Source organism: Actinoplanes sichuanensis, assembly GCF_033097365.1.
GTDB lineage: Bacteria > Actinomycetota > Actinomycetes > Mycobacteriales > Micromonosporaceae > Actinoplanes > Actinoplanes sichuanensis.
In genome coordinates this window covers 8,540,553-8,559,296 of sequence record NZ_AP028461.1, presented here as the reverse complement: position 1 = coordinate 8,559,296, position 18,744 = coordinate 8,540,553, and the positions used below count along the sequence as shown (strand labels likewise).

The window sequence follows — 18,744 nt, the reverse complement described above, 5'->3', positions numbered from 1 at the left end:
GACCTGAACGGTGAGTCAGGCCGGGTTGTGGTCGAATGTGCCGTTACCGCAGCTCGTGAATATTCCCGGCCCCGGCGGGCTTGGCGATTTCGTTACACCGCGTAGACTCCAGTCCCGTGATTCAGCTCGAGAACGTGACGAAGACGTATCCGAAGGGGTCTCGGCCGTCGCTGGACAATGTCAGCGTCGGTATCGAGAAGGGTGAGTTCGTCTTCTTCATCGGTCCCTCCGGTTCCGGCAAGTCGACGATCATCAAGCTGCTGCTGCACGAGGTCTCTCCGACCAGCGGCAAAGTGGTGGTGAACCAGAAGGATGTGACCACTCTCCGGTCCTGGAAGGTCCCCCACTTCCGGCGCTCGATCGGCTGCGTGTTCCAGGACTTCCGGCTCCTGCCGAACCGTACGGCGTACGAGAACGTGGCCTTCGCCCTTGAAGTGATCGGCAAGACCAAGGCCGTCGCCCGCCGCGTCGTGCCCGAGGTTCTCGAGCTGGTCGGTCTGGGTGGCAAGGAGCACCGGTACCCGCACGAGCTCTCCGGTGGTGAGCAGCAGCGTGTCGCGGTGGCCCGGGCCTTCGTCAACCGCCCGCTGATTCTGCTGGCCGACGAGCCCACGGGTAACCTGGACCCGGACACCTCCATCGAGATCATGCGACTGCTGGACCGGATCAACCGCACCGGCACCACGGTCGTGATGGTCACGCACGACTCCAACATCGTTAACCAGATGCGCCGCCGGGTTATCGAGATCGAGAGCGGACGGATCGTCCGTGACCAGGCGCGCGGTGTCTACGGCTAGTCCCGGCTCCGCCCCCGTAACGAACGCTGAAGCTGTGACACGCGGAGTCCTGGAAGGATCCCCCCGATGCGCGTGAAGTACGTACTCAACGAGGTCCTGGTGGGCCTGTGGCGAAACGTCACGATGACGGTCGCCATGATCATCACCATGGCCGTCTCGTTGAGCATGCTGGGCGCCAGTGTGCTGCTGTACATGCAGGTCGACCAGATGAAGGACTACTACTACGGGAACATCCAGGTTTCGATCTTCCTGACCGAGGACATCACCGACGGTCAGAAGGCCACCATCGAACAGGCCATCACCGGTAGTGACCTCGTCAAGGACAAGACCTACGAGACCAAGGAAGACGCGCTCAAGCGCTTCCAGCAGCTCTGGGCCGACTCGCCGGACTTCGTCAACGCGATCAACGCGGACAGTCTGCCGGAGTCGTACCGGGTGACGCTGAAGAACCCGGAGCAGTACAAGGACTTCGCCAAGGGCCTCGAGGGCATGCCCGGGATCCGGCAGATCATCGACCAGAGTGACATCCTTGAAGAGGTCTTCGACATCTTCAACTCGATCCAGCTGGCGGCGCTGATCGTCGCGGGCTTCATGGCGGTGGCCGCCTTGCTCCTCGTGGGTAACACCATCCAGGTGGCGGCCTACAGCAAGCGCCGTGAGGTCGCGGTGATGAAGCTCGTCGGCGCATCGAACTGGTTCATCCAGGCGCCGTTCGTGCTGGAGGCGGTGGTCGCCGGTCTGATCGGCGCGATCCTGGGCTTCGTGGCGCTCTTCATCGCCAAGGTGGTCCTGCTGGACAACAAGCTCCAGGCGCTCACCACGATCCTCACCCCGATCCCCACCGGCAACGTGCTGCTCATGCTGCCGCTGTTGGCCGGTGTGGGCGCCCTGGTCAGCGCGGTCACCGCGTGGATCACGCTGCGCTTCTACCTGAAGGTCTGACGACCTGACCGTGCCGATGGCCGCATTCCCGGACAGGGATGCGGCCATCGGGCGTTTTGGGGCTTTGAGGGTGATTGGTCGCGGTAGCGTGACCCGGTGAGGTACCGCCTGATCGCCGCCTGCCTCTGCCTCCTCGGCATCCTGGGAACCGTCCTGACCGGACCCCGACCGGCCGCCGCAGACCGCAACGACGACGCGGCCCGGGCCGTCCGCCGAGCCGAGGCCCTCCTGGAGAACGCGAGCGCGGCCGCCCGTACCGCCGCGACCAACCTGGCCCGCGCCACCGCCGCCTTCCCGGCCGCCCAGAACCGGGTCGCCACCACGCGCGGCGTGGTCGTCGCCACCCGTGTGCAGGCGGACCTGGCTCGCCGCAACGCCGACCTGGCCCGCAGCGAGCACCGGCGGGTCGTCGGCGACTACCAGGTCGCGGCCGGGCGGCTCGACCAGGCCCGGGCCCGGGTCGACGAGATCGCGGCGACGAGCTACATGGGCAGCCGACTCACCCGGTTCAACATGCTCGCCCGATCGAGCGGGCCACAGGACATGCTGGACCGCCTCGGGCTCGTCGAATACCTCCAGACCCGGGAGCAGGAGGAGGTCCGTACCCTCTTCGGCGCCCGGCGGGAGGCCCGCGCCGCGCAGGACCGGGCCGGCGCCGCCAAGCGTGTCGCCGAGGCGGCCGAACGATCAGCCGTCGACAAGCTCCGCGCCGCACAGAACGCCCAGGCGGCCGCCATCCGCGCTCGGCAGGCGCTCTACCACCTGGTGCTCGCCCGGCAGACCGCCCTGCGGGCCGCCGAGGCCCAACGCACCACGGTCCTGGCCCAGTATCGGGCCGCGGTCCGGGCCGAGCACCGGGTCCGGTCGTCGGTCCGCGGCTGGGAGAACCGGGGCGGTGTCGGCAGCCGCTATCCCGGTGGGCACCTCCTGATGCCCGTCCGCGGTTGGAAGAGCAGTGACTACGGCAACCGCTACGACCCCTACTACCGGGTCTGGCAACTGCACGCCGGTACGGACTTCGCGGCCGGCTCGGGCAGCCCGATCCGGGCCGCCGCCTCCGGCCGGGTCATCCAGGCCGACTGGAACGGCGGTTACGGTCGGTACACGTGCATCAACCACGGACGATTGAGTGGGTACGGCTTCACCACCTGCTACGCCCACCAGTCCCGGATCTACGTGCGGGTCGGCGACTACGTCAGGCGTGGCGAGGTGATCGGCCGGGTCGGCAGCACAGGAGCTTCGACCGGAGCGCACCTGCACTTCGAGACCAGGTTCGGCGGGGTGCCCCGCAACCCGCTCAATTACCTCCCCGGCTGTCTCTGCTGAACCCCGGGTAGGCTTTTCGCTCATGCCACGGGAACAGGGCCGCAAGGTCGTCGCCTCCAATCGGAAGGCGTACCACGACTACACCATCCTCGACACCTACGAGGCCGGCATGGTCCTCACCGGCACCGAGGTGAAGTCGTTGCGGGCCGGCCGGTCGTCCCTGGTCGACGCGTTCGGCCACGAGAAGGACGGCGAGATCTACCTGCACGGGATGCACATCCCGGAGTACACGCAGGGCACCTGGACCAACCACGAGCCGCGCCGGGTGCGCAAGCTGCTGCTGCACCGCGAAGAGATCCACAAGATGCTGGGCAAACTGCGTGACGACGGCGTCACCCTGGTCCCGCTCTCGGTCTACTTCCACAACGGGTATGCGAAGGTCGAGCTCGGCGTGGCCAAGGGCAAGAAGTCGTACGACAAGCGTCAGGACATGGCCAGTCGGGACGCGCAGCGGGAGATCAACCGGGCGATGGGCCGCCGTGCGAAGGGGATGGACTGACGGGTATTCTCGCCCGCCAGGCTTTGATCTTCGCCTGATCCGCCGTTGCCCCATCCTCCACAATCGTGCGATCTTTCCCTGTCGCGCGGTTGTCCGCCGCCGTTCCGTCTTTCGCCGCTGTTCCGTCTTCCGCTGCCGTTTCGATCTTCCGCTGCCGTTTCGATCTTCCGATGCCGTGAGGGAGAGCCACCCCCTTGGCGAAGCATGCCACCCGTCAGTTCATCTTGGCCCGCCTCGTGCTCGGCTCCGCCGCCGCGGTCCTCGTCGCCCTGGTCGTCTGGGTCGCCGTGGTCGCCGGCGGGTCGGCCGGCAGCGGCGAGCCGCTGATGGTCCAGCCGACCACGAACCTCCAGGCCGCCCAGGGCTCCCTGCCGGCCACCGCCCCATCGACCGAATCAGCCACGGTGACGCCGTCCCTCGACCCGTCCACCTCGGCTTCCGCCTCGGCGTCACCCTCGGCGACGGCGTCCCGCTCACCGTCCGCGTCGGCCTCGGTCAAACCTTCAAAGAGCGTCAGCCGTACGCCGAGCGCCTCACCCTCCCGCAGCGCCAGCCCCTCGCCCACGCCTGACGTGTTCACCGCCACCTACTCGACCAGCGCCAACTGGCGGGACGGGTTCATCGCCGCGGTCCGGATCGTCAACAACGACGCGAGTGCCCGCGACTGGTCGGTCACGATCACCTACCCGTCCAGCGCCGACGTCGAGGTGCGCGGCGCGTGGAACGCCACCGTGAGCGTCAGCGGTGACACCGTCACCCTGCGCGGGAAGTCGCTGGCCGGCGGCCAGTCCATCACCGCGGGTTTCCAGGGCGCCAAGGACGTGGCCGACGCGGTACGACCGGTGGCCTGCTCCGTCGGTGGAGGTTCCTGCCGGATGGGTTAAGATTGCCAGGCGGTAATACCGACATGGGGGTGACTGGTTTCGACTTCGTACGTGGAGACAGGGGAAGCGAGCCGAGGAAGCCGACGTCGTCTCGAGAATCGGTCGTCGGAAACTTATAAGCGCCAACGAAAAGTTTGACGCTGACCAGTACGCTCTCGCCGCCTGAGGCAAGTAGCGTGGTCTGTCGGTCTGGGAGCGCCTCCGTCCCAGCTGCCGGCATCAGCTAGGAGGCTGGCCAATGGGTCCCGGTCACGGGGACCTTGCGGCGAGATCAATCAGTGACTGGGCCCGTCGTCCGAACTTGCTCACGTGAGTCGGAGGGCCGAGTAGGGACATAGTGAGCTGCGCTCGGAGAAGCCCTGACAAAACAACGAAGGACCCGGGTTCGATTCCCGGCACCTCCACGAAAGTCTGGCGGCCCCCTGGTCGCGGAAATGCGACCAGGGGGCCGTTTCGTCTTGTCTGCGCCGGGGCCGAGCCCTCGGCGATCCCGCATCACGGTGGTCCGGCGTGTGGCTTCGGTTCGCCTACCGCCGTGACGGTTGAGAACGCTCCCTTGGTGCGCGGCCAGGCTAGCCGTGGAGTCTCTTGAAGTAGTGAGCCGATACGTATGCGCTGGTCGCGTCGCCCAACTGTTTGCCTTGGACGCTCGCGGTACGGAAGTGGATCCCTCCCCAGACGCGGGCGGAGACCACCTCGGCGACGGCCTCGGAGAAGCTGTGGAAGTAGCGGGTCGTGCCGGTCGCCTCGCTGTAGGCGTGGAAGGCGATCCGGTCACTGCCCAGGACGGTGCGCCAGATCGCCATGCGTGCCGCCGTGGCGCAGGTGTGGCCGGACGGGTGGTCGGGGAACGGCGGGGTGACGAGCAGTGGCATCCAATCCGGGTCCGGGGCCGTACCCGGGTTGCCGTCGGTGTCGGCGAGCTGAATGGCGCTGACCGGCCGCCAGAAGCTCCACGCGCGCTTGTCGTCGAAGCAGGCTATGCCCGTGTCGGCGACGGTGAGGTCGGTCATCGCGAACATCCGGGCGGTCTGCAGAACGGACAGGCGCTGATTCCGGGCCAGTTGCCGTTTGATCTCCCATTCGGTCACATGCCGGTCGTGCCACCAGATCGCGGCCTCGGTCTGATCCGCCGTGCGTGCGGAGCTGTTCACTCCGCCGACCTGTTTGATCTCGTTGAAATCGGCGCTATAACCGGTGCTGCCGAGCGACAGCGGCCCCGCCGTCCGGAACATCGCGGCGTTCGGAATCAGATACGGCCGGATGAACGGGGTCATCCCGCCCGCGGTGGTGAAGGCGGGCGGCGTCGGCCGCCACTCGCCGGGTCTCGTGCCGATCACCCACTGCTGGTCGCCGTCTGATCCGTCGTTCCGCCTCGCGGCGATCATCGCGGCTGCCGTCCGGGTACCCACCTCGATCCCGCCCTGTTTGGCCCGGCCCTCCGGGATCCCGGCGAGTTCCTGACCGTACTGTTCGCTCAGCCGGGCCGCCTGCGCGGGGAACAGCGCGTCGAGCACCCGGTAGGCCGCGGTCGCGACGGCGGCGTCCGTCGACTCGCGGCCGGTGGTCCGCGGTGCGATCAGATACGGCTGGTACGGCTTGCCGGCGATGGCGTTCACCGCGTCGTACACGGCGCCGTTGACCATCGCAAAGCTACGGCCCTGCTCCCAGGGCTGCTGCTGGGCCACGTCCCAGATCGCGGTCTGAGCGTTTCGGTCCCATCTGACGACGGAGTTCGCCGTCCCCGTGGTGGCGTCGGCCGGTGTCGCGCCGAGCGGCGAGATCGCTGCCAAGAGCAGCGCGGTGGCCATACCCACATGACGTCTCATGGCTCCCCCAGTCGATCATCGAATTGATGAAAGTCAATTTCGAGGCACTCTGGGGACTGTATCGGTGGGTAGCTGTGGCGAAGGCGTTCAGGTGGTGATCCGACAGTCGGTCGCCGCCTTCGCCTCCCGACTCGTTGAGTGGGCCCGCATCACCGCCACCGCTCCGAAGCGGCGGCACCGATGATGCCGCCGCTTCGTCGTCCTGGCGTCACGGGGGCCCGGCGACCGCCGGGTCGCCGGATCGCCGGATCGGTACTCGCTTCGGCGAGGCGGCTCTCGCCGGAGGGGCCGAGTCAGCGAGATGCCGCCTTGGGGGCGGGCCTTCCGGCCGTCGGCGCGCTGCAACCGAGCATGGCCTGTGCCGCCCTGCGCACCGTCCGGGGCGGGAGGACATCGCTGCACAGGACGGTTCCCTCCTCGACGGGGCCGAAGGTGGTGTAGGTGCCGCCGCCCCAGCGCTCATACTTCGGGTACCCCCAGCCGAGACGGCAGACCGCCTGGCTGAAAGTTCCGCTGACCCGCCTCGTGCCCTTGTAGAGGCCGTAGTAGCCGGGGCTGCTGAACCTCCACTTCACCGTGGTGTCCTGAGTGATGGTGGAGCCCTGGTCCTTGCGAACGGAGAACCCGACCGTCCGGGTCACCTCGTCGGAGAGCGCCGCGGATGCGCCCTGGTTGCCGTTGATGGTCGTGCCCACGCGGTCTACCAGGTTCAGGCGATAGGTGTTTTCGGAGAACGTTCCGGTGGTCACGTTGAAGGTGTTGAAATGGGTCACCACGGATGACACCGAGGCGGATTCGACTGTGAACACCTGCCGGCCGAGTTCGCCGAAGGAGCAGGATCGTCCCACGACCGATGGGGACTCCGCGGCGGACGCACTCGATGCGAAACCGACGGTCAGTCCGGTCACGAGTGTCATCGCGATGAGAAACTCCTCGGTCCGCCGAGGGAGTAGTTTCCTGATCATCTTGTTCTCCTGCTTGGTTGGATCCGATCGGCCCTGATTCCGGCGCCGTCGGTTCGAGGCCGCCGACTCCTGCTCGGTTCGTCATTCGATCGTCGGCCGACCGATCGATGACGTGAATTTCCCTCCGTTTCAGCGGGTGGGATTCCGAGGTATGTCTCCGAGTCGGCGGATGCTTTTTCGGAGGTAGTTTACCGGGTTGATTGCGGGTTCTTTGTCGCCCCTCGCCCCCGGGAGTCCCTATTCAGAAAAGCCGATTCTCGAAGGTCTTCATTCGCAATTAGATGATCTTCTTACGGTTCTCGGCCGACCCGATATCGATCTGTCCGGCGCTCGTCCGCGCGCGATTGTTCCGCCCCAACCGGCGATGACGGCCGCAACCGGACGGCACCGGGCGCGGTACCGGCCGCGCACCCTCCGACCCTGAATCTCTTTCACATGCCCGGCCGAAACGCGGCTGGATAAGCGGGGGAGAAGCTAATTGCGTCGTCGGAAGCTGCGTAAATACGGTCCGGTGCTGGCGGCCCTGCTCGCGATGACGAGCGCGGTCACGATGGTTCCCCGTACCGCCGACGCGGCGGCCGGTGCCGGCGCGGCCGGTGTCACGGATTTCCAGTCGGCCGCTGCGGATCCCCGTATCGGTGGGCGCCTCTACTCCGCCACCAGCCCGTTCAACCAGGCCATCCCGGCGAATCCGCAGCTGGACCCGAAGTCCGCGGAATATGTGAAGCTGATGAACCGCAGCAAGAAGGAGAAGGGCTTCGTCCTGGCCCTCGACGAGTGGACCGTGCCGGCCTACTTCGCCAAGCCGGCCACGAAGCGCAGCGACGTGCGGATCATCGGCTTCGACGAGGTCCGCCGGGTCATGCGCGGCGTCCCGATCCCGGACAACGCCCGCCCCGACCCGGCCGACGACGGCCACCTCACGGTGATCGACCCGGCCACCCGCTGCGAGTACGACCTCTACGACGCCGAGAAGACCGCGACCGGCTGGACCGCGAAGTGGGCCAACGTCACCTCGACGTCCGACACCGGCATCTACCCGTACGGCCTTTCGTCCCGGGCCACCGGGTTCGCGCCGCTGGCCGGCATGATCTGGCCGTCCGAGCTGCGTAACGGTCGTATCGACCACGCGCTGGTCTTCGCCTACCCGTACACGCGGGCCGGTGGACCGGTGGCCCCGGCCACCTCCAGTGACGGCACGACGACCCTGGCCGCGGCGATGCCGGAAGGTGCGCGGGTCCAGCTCGACCCGAAGCTGAACCTCGGTTCGCTCGGTCTGAGCGCTCACGAGCGGACGATCGCCGAAGCCCTGCAGCGCTACGGGATGTTCCTGGGTGACACCGGCGGTGCGCTCTCGCTCTACGGGGTGCACCCGCAGAGCTTCGACACCGACCAGTACGCCGGTCTGGTGCCCGACGACCCCTACACGTTCCTCAACAAGATCCCGGTGGACCGGTTCCGGGTCCTCAAGACCGGCAAGCAGGTAGCACAGACGCGCTACTCGATCGTGCCGTCGACCTGCGCCCGGATCGACGTCGTCAACTGACGACGGGACATCACCGCGGCCGGTACGGATAGGCCGGGCTGGAACAAGGGAGCCACCGTCGCGTCCACGGTCCATGCGGATCGGAGAGGACGCGGCGGTGGCTTTCGTCGTTCACGACTCGGATCGGCTGCCGATGACCTGGATCTGTGCACAGGTCGACGGCACGATCGAGTAGCGCTTGTGTTCGAGCTGTTTGCCGGTCTTCAGCACCCGGAACCGGTCGACCGGGATCTTGTCGAGCGGCACGGACGGCTCGTCGGGCAGCAGTCCGGCGTACGGATTGGTGTCGAAGCTCTGCGGGTTGACCCCGTACAGGGCCAGGGCGCCGCCGGTGTCGCCGAGGAACATTCCGTACCGCTGCAGGGCTTCGGCGATCGTCCGTTCGTAAGCGCTCAGGTCCAGCGAGTCGAGGTCCAGATCGGGGTCGAGCTGGACCCGGGCTCCCTGTGGCAGAGCCGAGGCCAGCGCCGTTTTCCCGTCGCTGGACGTGGCCGGGGCCACCGGCCCGCCGGATCGGGTGTACGGGTAGGCGAAGACCAGTGCGTGGTCGATACGACCGTTGCGCAGCTCGGCGGGCCAGATCATGCCGGCCAGCGGCGCGAAACCGGTGGCCCGGGTCGACAGACCGGACGGGTAGATGCCGCTGTCCGCTGTCGAGGTGACGTTGGCCCACTTGGCTGTCCAGCCGGTCGCGGTCTTCTCGGCGCCGTACAGGTCGTATCCGCAGCGGGTGGCCGGGTCGATCACCGACAGATGAGCGTCCTCGGCCGGGTCGGGACGGGCGTTGTCCGGGATCGGGACGCCGCGCATGATCCGGCGGACCTCGTCGAAGCCGGTGATCCGCACGTCGCTGCGCTTCGTGGCCGGCTTGGCGAAGTAGGCCGGCACGGTCCACTCCTTGAGGGCCAGGACGAAGCCCTTCTCCTTCTTGCTGCGGCCCAGCAGCTTCACATATTCCGCGGACTTCGGGTCCAACTGGGGATCCGCCGGGATGGCCTGGTTGAACGGGCTGTCGGCGGAGTAGAGACGCCCACCGATCCGGGGGTCCAGGTTGTCCTCGACGATTTTCGGGGCGTCGGTCGACCCGTGGCATTCGACGACCGTCAACATGGCCAGTGAGACCACGAGCAAACCCGCCATGACCCGGCCCGGTGTGGATCGCGTGAATGTGGACCGTTTCCCACTGCACGCGCACCGTGGCCCCGGCAGTTCCGGCTCCAGGTGGCGCGGCTCCTCGATATTCAAGGCTTGAAATTCCTACGAGCGACGGGGGCGCAGCGCGCCCGGGGATCTCGGAAAGACCCAATCATCTCTTCCCGTAAGGCGATCTCGGGCGAAAGCCACTCGAACGGGTCCGAAAATAGTGGTTCCGGGTGACCCGCGGAAGTGGTCGGCCGCAGGCCACCGGTCCTCTTCGTCGGGCTCGGCCGGGCCATCGCCGAATCGACCGTCACCGCGCCACCCGGGCTTCGTTGGTAAACGGTGTTCCCCGCGGTTCTGTTTACCCGCGGACAACCATTATCGGCCTGGCGAGAAGAGCGAACTGATCTCCGTCCGAGGAATTGACCTTCAATTCATCAAGGTCAACCGGCTATGAGCAGCATCGGCCGCTCGGCTGATCCCGGCCGAGTGAAATGTGATGGAGAAACAGTATCGGAGTGGTGCCGCCATGCACAATAAAATCGAAAGCGTCGACGTCCGGCCCGTGAGTTCATCGATCGAGCCGTGCCAAGTACCGGAACCAGGAGTACGTCGCCTTGCGAGAACGATTCCGTCGCGCACTGGACATGGGCGGCATCGAAATTTCACCCCTCGTCTCGGTCGCCACGATCGGGCTTGCCGCCATCACCGAGTCACTGACCTGGGATGAGGCCCCGGCCGTCACGGCGGCCATGTGTGTATCCATTCTGATCGTTCGGTGCGGTCGTCCCTTCGCCCACTTCCTTCCGCTGGCGAAGCGTCTGGTGCCGGCCAGCGGGCCATTGATCTTCCTGGCGATGACGCTGGCCTCGGAACTGGTCGCTCGGCGAACGCACATTCCGACCGGAAAGTTCGCGATGGTCTGCGTGGCCGGCAGCCTGGGCATCGTTCTGCTGTCCTTCCTCCGGCGGCCGAGGAACAAAGCGGTCCGGATCGCGCTGCTGGGCAACTCCGAGCTGGTCACGGCGCTGAATCAGGCGTTGGCGGCGCATCCGTCGGTCGGCCGGGTCGTCGGATATGTCGGTGACCGATCAGCCGACCCGCTCCAGAGCGACGCCGACCGGTTGGGAGCGAGGAGCGAGCTGCCCGCGATCATCGAGCGGAACGGAATCGATCTCCTTCTGGTCTCCTCGGAGGAGGCTCGTCGTTCCGCTTTCGAACTGCTGGCCGTCAACTGTCTCGACATGAAGGTCCGTGTGCTCGAACTGGTCTCGTACTGCGAGGAGACGTTCGGGCTGACCGCGCTGGCGGCGATGGAGCCACGCTGGCTCGAATCGGTGCTGCACCCGAGCTATCAAACGGGCATACCCCGGAGCAAGCGGATCCTCGACGTGGTCGTCAGTTCGGTGGCGGGCCTTCTCGCCCTGCCCGTGCTTCTCGTCCTCGCCATCCTGGTGAAAATGGACGGCGGCCCGGTCCTCTACCGTCAGATGCGGATCGGCGAGCGCGGCCGGCCGTTCGAGATCCTGAAGATGCGCTCCATGCGGTCCACCGGCGGGCGCGAGCAGTGGTCGTCACGTTCGGATCCCCGGGTCACCTGGATCGGGAGGTTCATGCGACGGACCCACCTCGACGAGCTGCCGCAGATCATCAACGTCTTTCGTGGCGACATGAGCATCGTCGGGCCACGACCTGAACAACCGGCTCTGGCCGAAGGCCTGCGGGCGGCGATTCCGTACTACGACGTCCGTCATCTCGTACGGCCGGGCCTGACCGGCTGGGCCCAGGTTCGTGGCGGTTACGCGGGTTCCGAGGCCGGCTCCGCGTTGAAGGTCTGTTACGACCTCTTCTACATCAAGCACCGCTCGTTCTCGGTTGACTGCGTGATTCTCCTGGAGACCGTCCGGACCCTGGTATTCGACCGTCAGTGGCAGAACGCCGGCGCACATCGGGCGCTGGCCCTGCCCGGCAGCCCCAGCGCACGCTCCGAGCAAGACGACTCCCTTCCCCCGGACCTAGTCGATTTAGGCGTGCCCCTGTGATCAATTCCCAGCTCAAGGCCAAACCGAGCACAAAACCAGTGTCCGCGGCGCCGGTGCCGGCGCTGACGCTGGGCGGCATCGTCCGCTACTGGAGGTTCGCCGCCGTGGTGATCGCGGCGTGTGTCGCCGCGACGTCCGTCTACGTTCTGGTCGTGCCGCCGAAGTGGGAGGCGTCCGCACACATCCTGGTCGCGCCGGTCCCGGCCGACGCCGATCTGTCGGAGCTGGGCGTCATCAGCGGATCCGTCGAGCCCGCGCGGTCGGTGCAGACGGCTGTCGCGGTGCTCGACACACCGGCCGCCGTGGCGGCCACCGCCGCCCGGCTGGGTGCTCCCTGGAGCCCGGAGTCGGTTGATCAGAGCGTCGTTCTCGAACCGCTGGGACAGAGCTATGTCGTCGAGGTGAAGGCGCAGGCCGATTCGCCCGCCGACGCGGCCCGGCTGGCGACGACGTTCGCGGAGACCGCCCTCGCGACGAGGAATTCGGAGATCAGGAAACGGGCGACCGCCATGCTCGACCTGCGCACCAAGATGTCCGCGGGCACCACGAGCAAGCCGAGTGCGGCCACCGTGGCACGGCTGGAGCTGATCATCCGAACCGGTGATCCGTCACTGTCGACGGATCAACCGGCGAGTCTGCCGACCTCCCCGGTCGGGCTGAAGGCCGCGTACAAGATCGCGTTGTCGGTGGTCCTCGGTCTCTGTCTTGCCGTCGCCGGAGCATGGGCAAGAACCCATGGCACCAGACCCGAGGACGAGATGCGGGCGCCGGGGTACGCACCGGACGACGATGGCTGGGACAAGTGACGGCAGCAGTCCGAACGCTGCCCGTTGTGATCTGCTCAGCGATGGCACTCGGGGTGCTGGTCGGGTTCGACGAGCAGATCGCGGTCGGTGCTCTGGCCGCGGTGGCCCTTGCCGCCTGCTGCTTCCTCAAGCCGACGGTGGGTCTGCTCTGCTGGTTGCCGGCGGTGTTCATCAACGCCAGCGCGGCCGGTGGCGCGCTGCTGAGGCTGGGCTTCGTGCTGAGTGTCGCCGCGTGGACCGTCGAGGCGATCCGGCGGCGGTCGATCATGGATGAGCGGATCCGGGAGTTCCGCTGGCTGTTCGTCCTGCTCATCACGATGTACGTGTGGTTCGGCGCGACCATGCTGTGGGCGGCCGAACCGATGGCCACCCTGCGGGAGTACCGGTGGTGGCCGATCCCGCTGGCGGTCTTCGGCCTGGTGCTGACCCGCATCACGTCGATCAATCGGCTGTTGGCCCTGGTGGCCACGTTCGTCGCGTCGGCCACGCTGGCCGCCGTGATCGGCATGATCGTCCTGCGTTCCACCGCCTCCGCCTCCGCCGACCCGCTGAACAGCCTGGACAACCGCGTCTCGGGTGCAGCCGGGGACCCCAACGTGTTGTGCGCCGGGCTCGTCGCCGCGGCGATCCTGGCGTTCGGTCTGGCGTGTGCGGTGCGTCGTGTGTGGGTCCGGTCGGTGATCGCGGTGGCGATCCTGGCGCTGGCGGCGGCCGCGGCCGGCACGGCGTCCCGGATGGTCGTGATCTCGGCCGGCGTCGCGTTGATCGCCGCGCTGGTGATCTTCAGGCAGGTGATCGGACGGGTGATCGCGGCGTCGCTCTGTGCCGCCGCACCCGCCGCGTTGTGGTTCTACTCCTTCCCGCCGGCGTGGCAACGGATGGTGGTCTCCAGCGACGGCGGGTCCGGCCGGGAGGATCTGTGGCGGGCCGCGCTCCACCTGGCGCAGGAGAGTCCGCTCGTGGGCCTGGGCCTGGACAACTTCCAGGTGCACAAACCGTCTGTCGCGCTGGAGATCGGCGCGGTGCAGAACGCTTCCGCCGTGGCCGAGAAGCCGCTGGTGGCCCACAACACCTACCTGCAGTTGTGGGTGGACAGTGGAGTGATCGGCCTGGCGCTGTTCCTCGCCATCGTCGTGTTCTGCACCTGGTGCTCGCTGCGTGCCGGTCGCGACTTCACCTCGGCCGGCCGGCGTGACCTGGCGGTGCTGAGCCGCAGTGTGGCGGTGGCCGTCGTCTCGATGCTCGGGTCGGCCGCGTTCCTCACCATCGCCCGGGACTTCCGGCTGTGGATCCTGCTGGCCATCGGACCGATCCTGCTGTCGCTGGCGCGCAGCGAGACACATCGGCGCCGTGAGCAACGGGTGGGGGCGGCAGCTGTCGCAGGATCGGGTTCCCGGGCATGACCGACGCACAGACCCTTCCCGAGGACCACCGCCCGTCGATGCTGCGGGCGGCGATGCAGACCTACGGGTCGTACGTGGTCGCCTCCGCGGTCAGCCTGGCCAACGTGGTACTGACCGCGCGCCTGCTGGGCGCGACCGGCCGCGGCGAGATCGCCTTCCTCACCACCGTGTCCGGCCTGATCGCGTTCCTGGCCAGCCTGAGCGCGTACGAAGCCATGATCAATATCAGTGGTGCGCACCCGGAGAAGCGGCCGGCTCTCGCCGGTGCCGGTGTGGTGCTCGCCGGCGCGCTGGGCGCGCTGGGCGCGGTGGTGGCCTGGGTCGTCTTCCGGGCCGTACCGGCACCGGGAATTCGATTCGCCGACGTCGACGTCATGATCGCGATCAGTGCCATCCCGATCTGGATCCTGCAGAACTACTTCCTGTTCCTGGCCCGGGCCGCGTACGACCTGGCCATGGCCAGCCTCGGCTTCATCAGCGCGCCACTTGTCACCTTCCTCCTGAACTTGGGTTTCGCGGCGATGGACGGCCTGACGATCAGCGTCGCCATCATGAACTGGGCGATCGGGTTCGCCGTCTCGGCCGGGCTGCTCGTGGCCCACGTCGGCCGTTCGTCCGGATTCGCCGCTCCGTCGGCACCGCTCCTCCGGCAGGTACTCGGGTTCGGCCTGCGCAGCCACGTCGGCGGCGTCATGATGACCGGCACCTACCGCCTCGACCACTGGCTGGTCGGCGCCCTCGGCAACGCCCGCGAGCTCGGCACCTACAGCGTCGCCGCGGCGTGGTTCGACGGGATCGTGCACCTGTCCCGGGCGGTGAGCGTGACCTTCCGGCCGGACCTGCTACGGGCCTCGACGGCTGACGCCGGTCGCCAGGCGGCGCGCATCTTCCGTGTCTGTGCCGTCCTCGTGCTGGTCATCGTCGGCGGGACGATGCTGGCCGCCCCGTTCCTCTGCGTGACCATCTTCGGTTCGGAGTTCGCGGACTCCGTACTCGATCTCCGGATTCTGGCCGTCGGCGCCTTCGGGATGATGGCGTTGAACATCTTCGGTACCGCACTTGTCGCTCAGCGGCGGCCGATCCTCGAATCGTCGGCCCACACCGCCGGATTCGCGGTCGCGATGGTCATGTTCGTGCTGATGATCCCGCGGTACGGCGCGACCGGCGCTGCCTTCGCCTCCGCGGTCGGCTATCTGGTCTGCGGAATCGTCGCGCTGGGCCTCGCCCATCGGACCCTCGGCATGCGGTACCGGTCGCTGCTGCCGCAGCAGACCGACATCGCGCATCTGGTACGGGTAGTGCGTAACCGGAAGGGCTGAGCCGCGGCCGGTCAGCGCGACTCGAAGATGATCACTTCCGTGCTCCGCGCGGCGACGACGAAGCCGGCCGCCCGTCGCCCGGCCAGGAGAGAGGCGAGGAAGGGCGATTCTGATTGGACGCTTCGCCCGCTGACCTCGTCCGGGTGGGTGTACAGGATCAGGTAGCGGGCCCGGTACTGCCTTATCACGCTCACCACGGTCGCCTCGTCCCACCTGGTGCTGCTGTACCTGGACTCGGCCATCCCGACGACCGGCCGGTGCAGGGCGTACGACGTCGCCTGGCTCTCGGTCGCCATCACCGGAACCCCCGGTGCGTTCCGGGCGGCCAACCAGTCGATCACGCGGGAACCGTCCTCCAGGGGCGCGGCCAGTTTCGCCTCCACGCCGTGGTGCGGCGGGGAGTAGGGCAGGTCGAGGCAGGTGCAGCCGGAGATGAAGTAGGCGCACACGCCGACTGTCGCCAGTACTTTCGAGGCGACGGTCCGAAGGCGGCGGTGGCTCCGGCGTTGCAGCCGCCAGACGACGAGTCCGCCGGTCAGCGAGATCAGCGGCAGCGCCGGGAACAGCAGGCGGGCGCCGATGTCGATGGGTGAGTTCAGGGACGCGAGAACGATCGCCGCGATGTAGACGACGAGGACCGTCGCGACCAGATTCAGGTCGGGCATGTGCGGCCAGCTGCGCAGCTTCGTCAGGGCGACGACCGCGACGATCGCGACGGTGACCTGTGCGGCCACCGCGACGGCTGTCGTGCCGTTGCCCACGGCCAGCCACGCCAGCCCGGTCGCTCCCTTCATCAGCGTCCGCGCCGCGCCGTCCTCGCTGGCCACCGTGTTCCCGCCCTGCCAGGTCCCGGTGAGCAGGACGTTTCTGGCGATCAAGGGGGCGATGAGCAACGCGGCCGGAACGCCCACGGAGATCAGGTTGTAGAAGGCTCGGCGCGTACGCGAGGTGGCCAGTTCCATCAGCAGGGCCAGGATGATCCCGGCGAACACGAACAGGCCGGCGTACCGCACCCAGGTGGCGACCCCGACGGCTGTTCCGCTCAACGTCGCGATGGCGCACGCGGTCCGATTGTCGCCGACCGCCCGCGAAGCCAGGAAGGCCAGGATCACAACCGTCACGAGCAGGGTGAACAGGGACTCCGAGAGAATGCTGATCGAGTACGTGAGAGTGCTCGCGTTGGCGCCGAAGGCGAACAGGACGTAACGCGAGATGAGCGGGTCCATCCGCAGGCGCCGGCAGATCAGGCCGAGCGTCGCCACGGTCAGCGCGCCGGATGTGATCGACATGGCTACCGCAGCCGATTGGGGACCCAGGCCGAGCGTCTGCAGGACGGCGATGGTGATCGGGTAGCCAGGCGGGAACGTCGTCACGGACGAGGGCACCACCCCGTGCCGCAGTTCGCTCTCGAAGAACGGGATGTCGGTGGTCATCCCGTCCCCGGTCAGGATGTTCGAGGCCACGCTGAGGTACTGGTAGCTGTCGTTGTCCAGCAGTGGCGACCCCACCACGTACAGCATCGCCGCGTAGTAGACGACGGCAGCCAGCAGCCAGACGAAGATTTCCCGCTTCCTCAGTCGAGATCCACTCAAATGTGACGACCGGCTCGGCTGGACAGCGGGCGCGGCCTCCATTCGTGCATGCACGACGCGACGGACCTCATCTCGGCATCGAAGGCTTGGCGCCTTGCGGGGTGGTGGCTCTGGCCGGTGGGTGAGGTCGCGGATCAACCCACGCTCGCGCGTCCACGGACGCCGGCGCTCGTTCCTCGGCTCACTGCCGGGTTCCGGCCGCGAGGAAGGCGGCCGCCGAAGCCGACGTCGCCTCCAGGGTCCGTGTCTCGGCGAGCTCTCGCCCTCGCTCCACCAGCGCCGACAGGCGGGCGCTGTCCGCGACGAGACCGTCGATCGATTCGGCCAGCGCCGTCGCGTCGCCGGACGGCACCAGAATGCCGGCGCGGCCGTTGTCGAGGACCACGCCGACCCCTCCGACGTCGGTCGCCACGATCGGGACGGCGTTCGCCTGGGCCTCGACGAGAGCCTGGGGTAGCCCCTCGGTGACCGAGGTGAGGACGAAAAGGTCCGCGCGACGGTAGTACTCCATCAGCTCCTCGCCGATCGGGACGAATCCCGGCAGCGAGACGACATCCCCGATACCGAGTTCAGCCGCCCTGGCCCGCACCGCCGACCGCAGTTCGCCGTCACCGACCCAGGTGAGGCGGAAGCGGTCCGGGTGACGCGAGTGCAGCATCGCGAGGGCGTCGAGCAGCATCATCGGATTCTTCTCCGGTGCCAGCCGGCCGACCGCCAGCAGCTCGATCGGGCCGGTCAGCTCACGCCGCGGGCCGGCCGGTCGGAGATCGCGCTGCCGGATCAGCGAGACACTCATCGGGTACAACCCGGTCCGGGGTCCGCCGTAGGCCTTCTCGATGCCGGCGCCGACGACAGTCGTCGGCAGTCTGCGCGACAGCAGGCGCCAGGACGCGTCGAGCAGCCGCACGGCCAGCATGACTCCGGTACGCCGGGCTCCCGGCTGGATGCGGCTGGCGAAGTAGTGAACGGTGTCCTGCCGGACGCCGAGCGTCACCCGCCGCCGCCGGGCCGTCGCGAGAACCGTGAGCAGAAGACCGTAGGGATGCGGCCCGAAGACCCAGACATGGTCGACCTCGTCGAGATGCCGCCACATCGCCCGTACCGTCGTGAGGGCGTTGGCCGCCAGGGCACGGGGCGACAGCGACGGGTAGTAGGGCAGACCGGCGAGGCCCGGACGGCCGGGCAGTTCGAAGTCGGCGCCCGCGTCGCCCGACTGCCTGGCGAAGATCGTCAGGCCGGGGAATCGTGATCCGACCTCACAGACGAAGGTCAGGAAGGCCAGGCTCGCCGCGTTCGTCCGTACGGTGTGGATCTCGTCCCGATGGCTGATGTCGACCACCGTGTCGACGTAGACGCCGAGCCTTCCGCGGCCTGCGGTCTGATGTCTGGACGAGCGCAACAAAAGGATCCCTCCGGCCCGGCCGGGGTACGGCGGGCATCGCTTACGGACGGTCGACGTCACCGTCATTTAACGAGACATTCGCCCGGCGGGTAGCGGAGGAATCCGGAGTGAATGCGGCTGCGCCGGGTCCGGCCCGGAATTCACCGGTGCGAGTTAGTCCGATCATTCGATTTCCGGGCACGTAGTGTCGGACCTCCGCGGGCTCTCCGGGTGAATAATCACCGGGCGGGTTCCTCCCGCTCTATTGCAATG

Annotated in this window: 15 protein-coding genes and 1 other RNA gene; 11 read left to right on the top strand and 5 right to left on the bottom strand. The window is 67.6% G+C overall.

Annotated elements, in window-relative coordinates:
- Positions 1 to 116 precede the first annotated feature (116 nt).
- The 6 genes from ftsE to ssrA all read left to right on the top strand — a co-directional run bounded on the left by ftsE (position 117) and on the right by ssrA (position 4,855).
- A complete protein-coding gene (gene ftsE / locus Q0Z83_RS39260; RefSeq protein WP_317788419.1) occupies positions 117 to 797 on the top strand; it encodes a cell division ATP-binding protein FtsE in 681 nt (226 codons plus the stop codon).
- 66 nt (positions 798 to 863) lie between these two features.
- Entirely contained in the window at positions 864 to 1,739 is an 876-nt protein-coding gene (gene ftsX, locus Q0Z83_RS39255; RefSeq protein ID WP_317788418.1) for a permease-like cell division protein FtsX, read from the top strand.
- 96 nt (positions 1,740 to 1,835) lie between these two features.
- Positions 1,836 to 3,065, top strand: coding sequence for a M23 family metallopeptidase (locus tag Q0Z83_RS39250; RefSeq protein ID WP_317788416.1), 1,230 nt, complete (start codon positions 1,836 to 1,838; stop codon positions 3,063 to 3,065).
- Between the two features lie 22 nt (positions 3,066 to 3,087).
- On the top strand, positions 3,088 to 3,564 hold the full coding sequence (gene smpB / locus Q0Z83_RS39245; RefSeq protein WP_317788415.1) for an SsrA-binding protein SmpB: 477 nt from the start codon (positions 3,088 to 3,090) through the stop codon (positions 3,562 to 3,564).
- 194 nt (positions 3,565 to 3,758) lie between these two features.
- Positions 3,759 to 4,448 (top strand): cellulose binding domain-containing protein, encoded by a 690-nt coding sequence (locus Q0Z83_RS39240; protein WP_317788414.1) that lies wholly within the window; start codon positions 3,759 to 3,761, stop codon positions 4,446 to 4,448.
- Positions 4,449 to 4,473: 25 nt separating this feature from the next.
- Positions 4,474 to 4,855, top strand: a transfer-messenger RNA (tmRNA) gene (ssrA, locus tag Q0Z83_RS39235).
- Between the two features lie 165 nt (positions 4,856 to 5,020).
- Here ssrA and Q0Z83_RS39230 read toward each other — a convergent pair.
- The gene (locus tag Q0Z83_RS39230) at positions 5,021 to 6,259 is read right to left on the bottom strand and encodes a vanadium-dependent haloperoxidase (RefSeq protein WP_317788413.1); all 1,239 of its coding nucleotides are present in this window, start codon (positions 6,257 to 6,259) and stop codon (positions 5,021 to 5,023) included.
- 311 nt (positions 6,260 to 6,570) lie between these two features.
- The gene (locus Q0Z83_RS39225) at positions 6,571 to 7,242 is read right to left on the bottom strand and encodes a hypothetical protein (RefSeq protein ID WP_317788411.1); all 672 of its coding nucleotides are present in this window, start codon (positions 7,240 to 7,242) and stop codon (positions 6,571 to 6,573) included.
- Between the two features lie 478 nt (positions 7,243 to 7,720).
- Between Q0Z83_RS39225 and Q0Z83_RS39220 the strand changes: the two genes are divergently transcribed.
- On the top strand, positions 7,721 to 8,788 hold the full coding sequence (locus tag Q0Z83_RS39220; protein WP_317788410.1) for a hypothetical protein: 1,068 nt from the start codon (positions 7,721 to 7,723) through the stop codon (positions 8,786 to 8,788).
- Positions 8,789 to 8,899: 111 nt separating this feature from the next.
- Here the strand turns inward: Q0Z83_RS39220 and Q0Z83_RS39215 are convergent, their stop codons facing one another.
- A complete protein-coding gene (locus Q0Z83_RS39215) occupies positions 8,900 to 9,928 on the bottom strand; it encodes a hypothetical protein (protein WP_317788409.1) in 1,029 nt (342 codons plus the stop codon).
- Positions 9,929 to 10,545: 617 nt separating this feature from the next.
- Between Q0Z83_RS39215 and Q0Z83_RS39210 the strand changes: the two genes are divergently transcribed.
- Genes Q0Z83_RS39210 through Q0Z83_RS39195 form a run of 4 tightly spaced genes read left to right on the top strand, consistent with a single transcriptional unit; the run spans position 10,546 to position 15,498 of the window.
- Positions 10,546 to 11,970 (top strand): exopolysaccharide biosynthesis polyprenyl glycosylphosphotransferase, encoded by a 1,425-nt coding sequence (locus Q0Z83_RS39210; RefSeq protein WP_317788407.1) that lies wholly within the window; start codon positions 10,546 to 10,548, stop codon positions 11,968 to 11,970.
- Between the two features lie 38 nt (positions 11,971 to 12,008).
- On the top strand, positions 12,009 to 12,776 hold the full coding sequence (locus Q0Z83_RS39205) for a GumC domain-containing protein (protein WP_317788406.1): 768 nt from the start codon (positions 12,009 to 12,011) through the stop codon (positions 12,774 to 12,776).
- A gap of 26 nt (positions 12,777 to 12,802) precedes the next feature.
- Complete coding sequence (locus Q0Z83_RS39200; protein WP_317788405.1) at positions 12,803 to 14,179, top strand: O-antigen ligase family protein; 1,377 nt, start codon at positions 12,803 to 12,805, stop codon at positions 14,177 to 14,179.
- Complete coding sequence (locus Q0Z83_RS39195) at positions 14,176 to 15,498, top strand: lipopolysaccharide biosynthesis protein (RefSeq protein WP_317788404.1); 1,323 nt, start codon at positions 14,176 to 14,178, stop codon at positions 15,496 to 15,498. The genes Q0Z83_RS39200 and Q0Z83_RS39195 overlap by 4 nt, the downstream gene beginning before the upstream one ends.
- An 11-nt stretch (positions 15,499 to 15,509) precedes the next feature.
- Here the strand turns inward: Q0Z83_RS39195 and Q0Z83_RS39190 are convergent, their stop codons facing one another.
- Entirely contained in the window at positions 15,510 to 17,090 is a 1,581-nt protein-coding gene (locus Q0Z83_RS39190; RefSeq protein ID WP_317788403.1) for a hypothetical protein, read from the bottom strand.
- A 181-nt stretch (positions 17,091 to 17,271) separates the two neighbouring features.
- Entirely contained in the window at positions 17,272 to 18,489 is a 1,218-nt protein-coding gene (locus Q0Z83_RS39185; RefSeq protein WP_317788402.1) for a glycosyltransferase, read from the bottom strand.
- Between the last annotated feature and the right edge of the window lie 255 nt (positions 18,490 to 18,744).

Excerpts from the sequence above, each read along its gene's own strand:
- ftsX (WP_317788418.1), top strand. The coding sequence starts at position 864 with ATGCGCGTGAAGTACGTACTCAACGAGGTCCTGGTGGGCCTGTGGCGA.
- smpB (WP_317788415.1), top strand. The coding sequence starts at position 3,088 with ATGCCACGGGAACAGGGCCGCAAGGTCGTCGCCTCCAATCGGAAGGCG.
- Q0Z83_RS39230 (WP_317788413.1), bottom strand. The coding sequence starts at position 6,259 with ATGGCCACCGCGCTGCTCTTGGCAGCGATCTCGCCGCTCGGCGCGACA.
- Q0Z83_RS39225 (WP_317788411.1), bottom strand. The coding sequence starts at position 7,242 with ATGATCAGGAAACTACTCCCTCGGCGGACCGAGGAGTTTCTCATCGCG.
- Q0Z83_RS39215 (WP_317788409.1), bottom strand. The coding sequence starts at position 9,928 with ATGGCGGGTTTGCTCGTGGTCTCACTGGCCATGTTGACGGTCGTCGAA.
- Q0Z83_RS39195 (WP_317788404.1), top strand. The coding sequence starts at position 14,176 with ATGACCGACGCACAGACCCTTCCCGAGGACCACCGCCCGTCGATGCTG.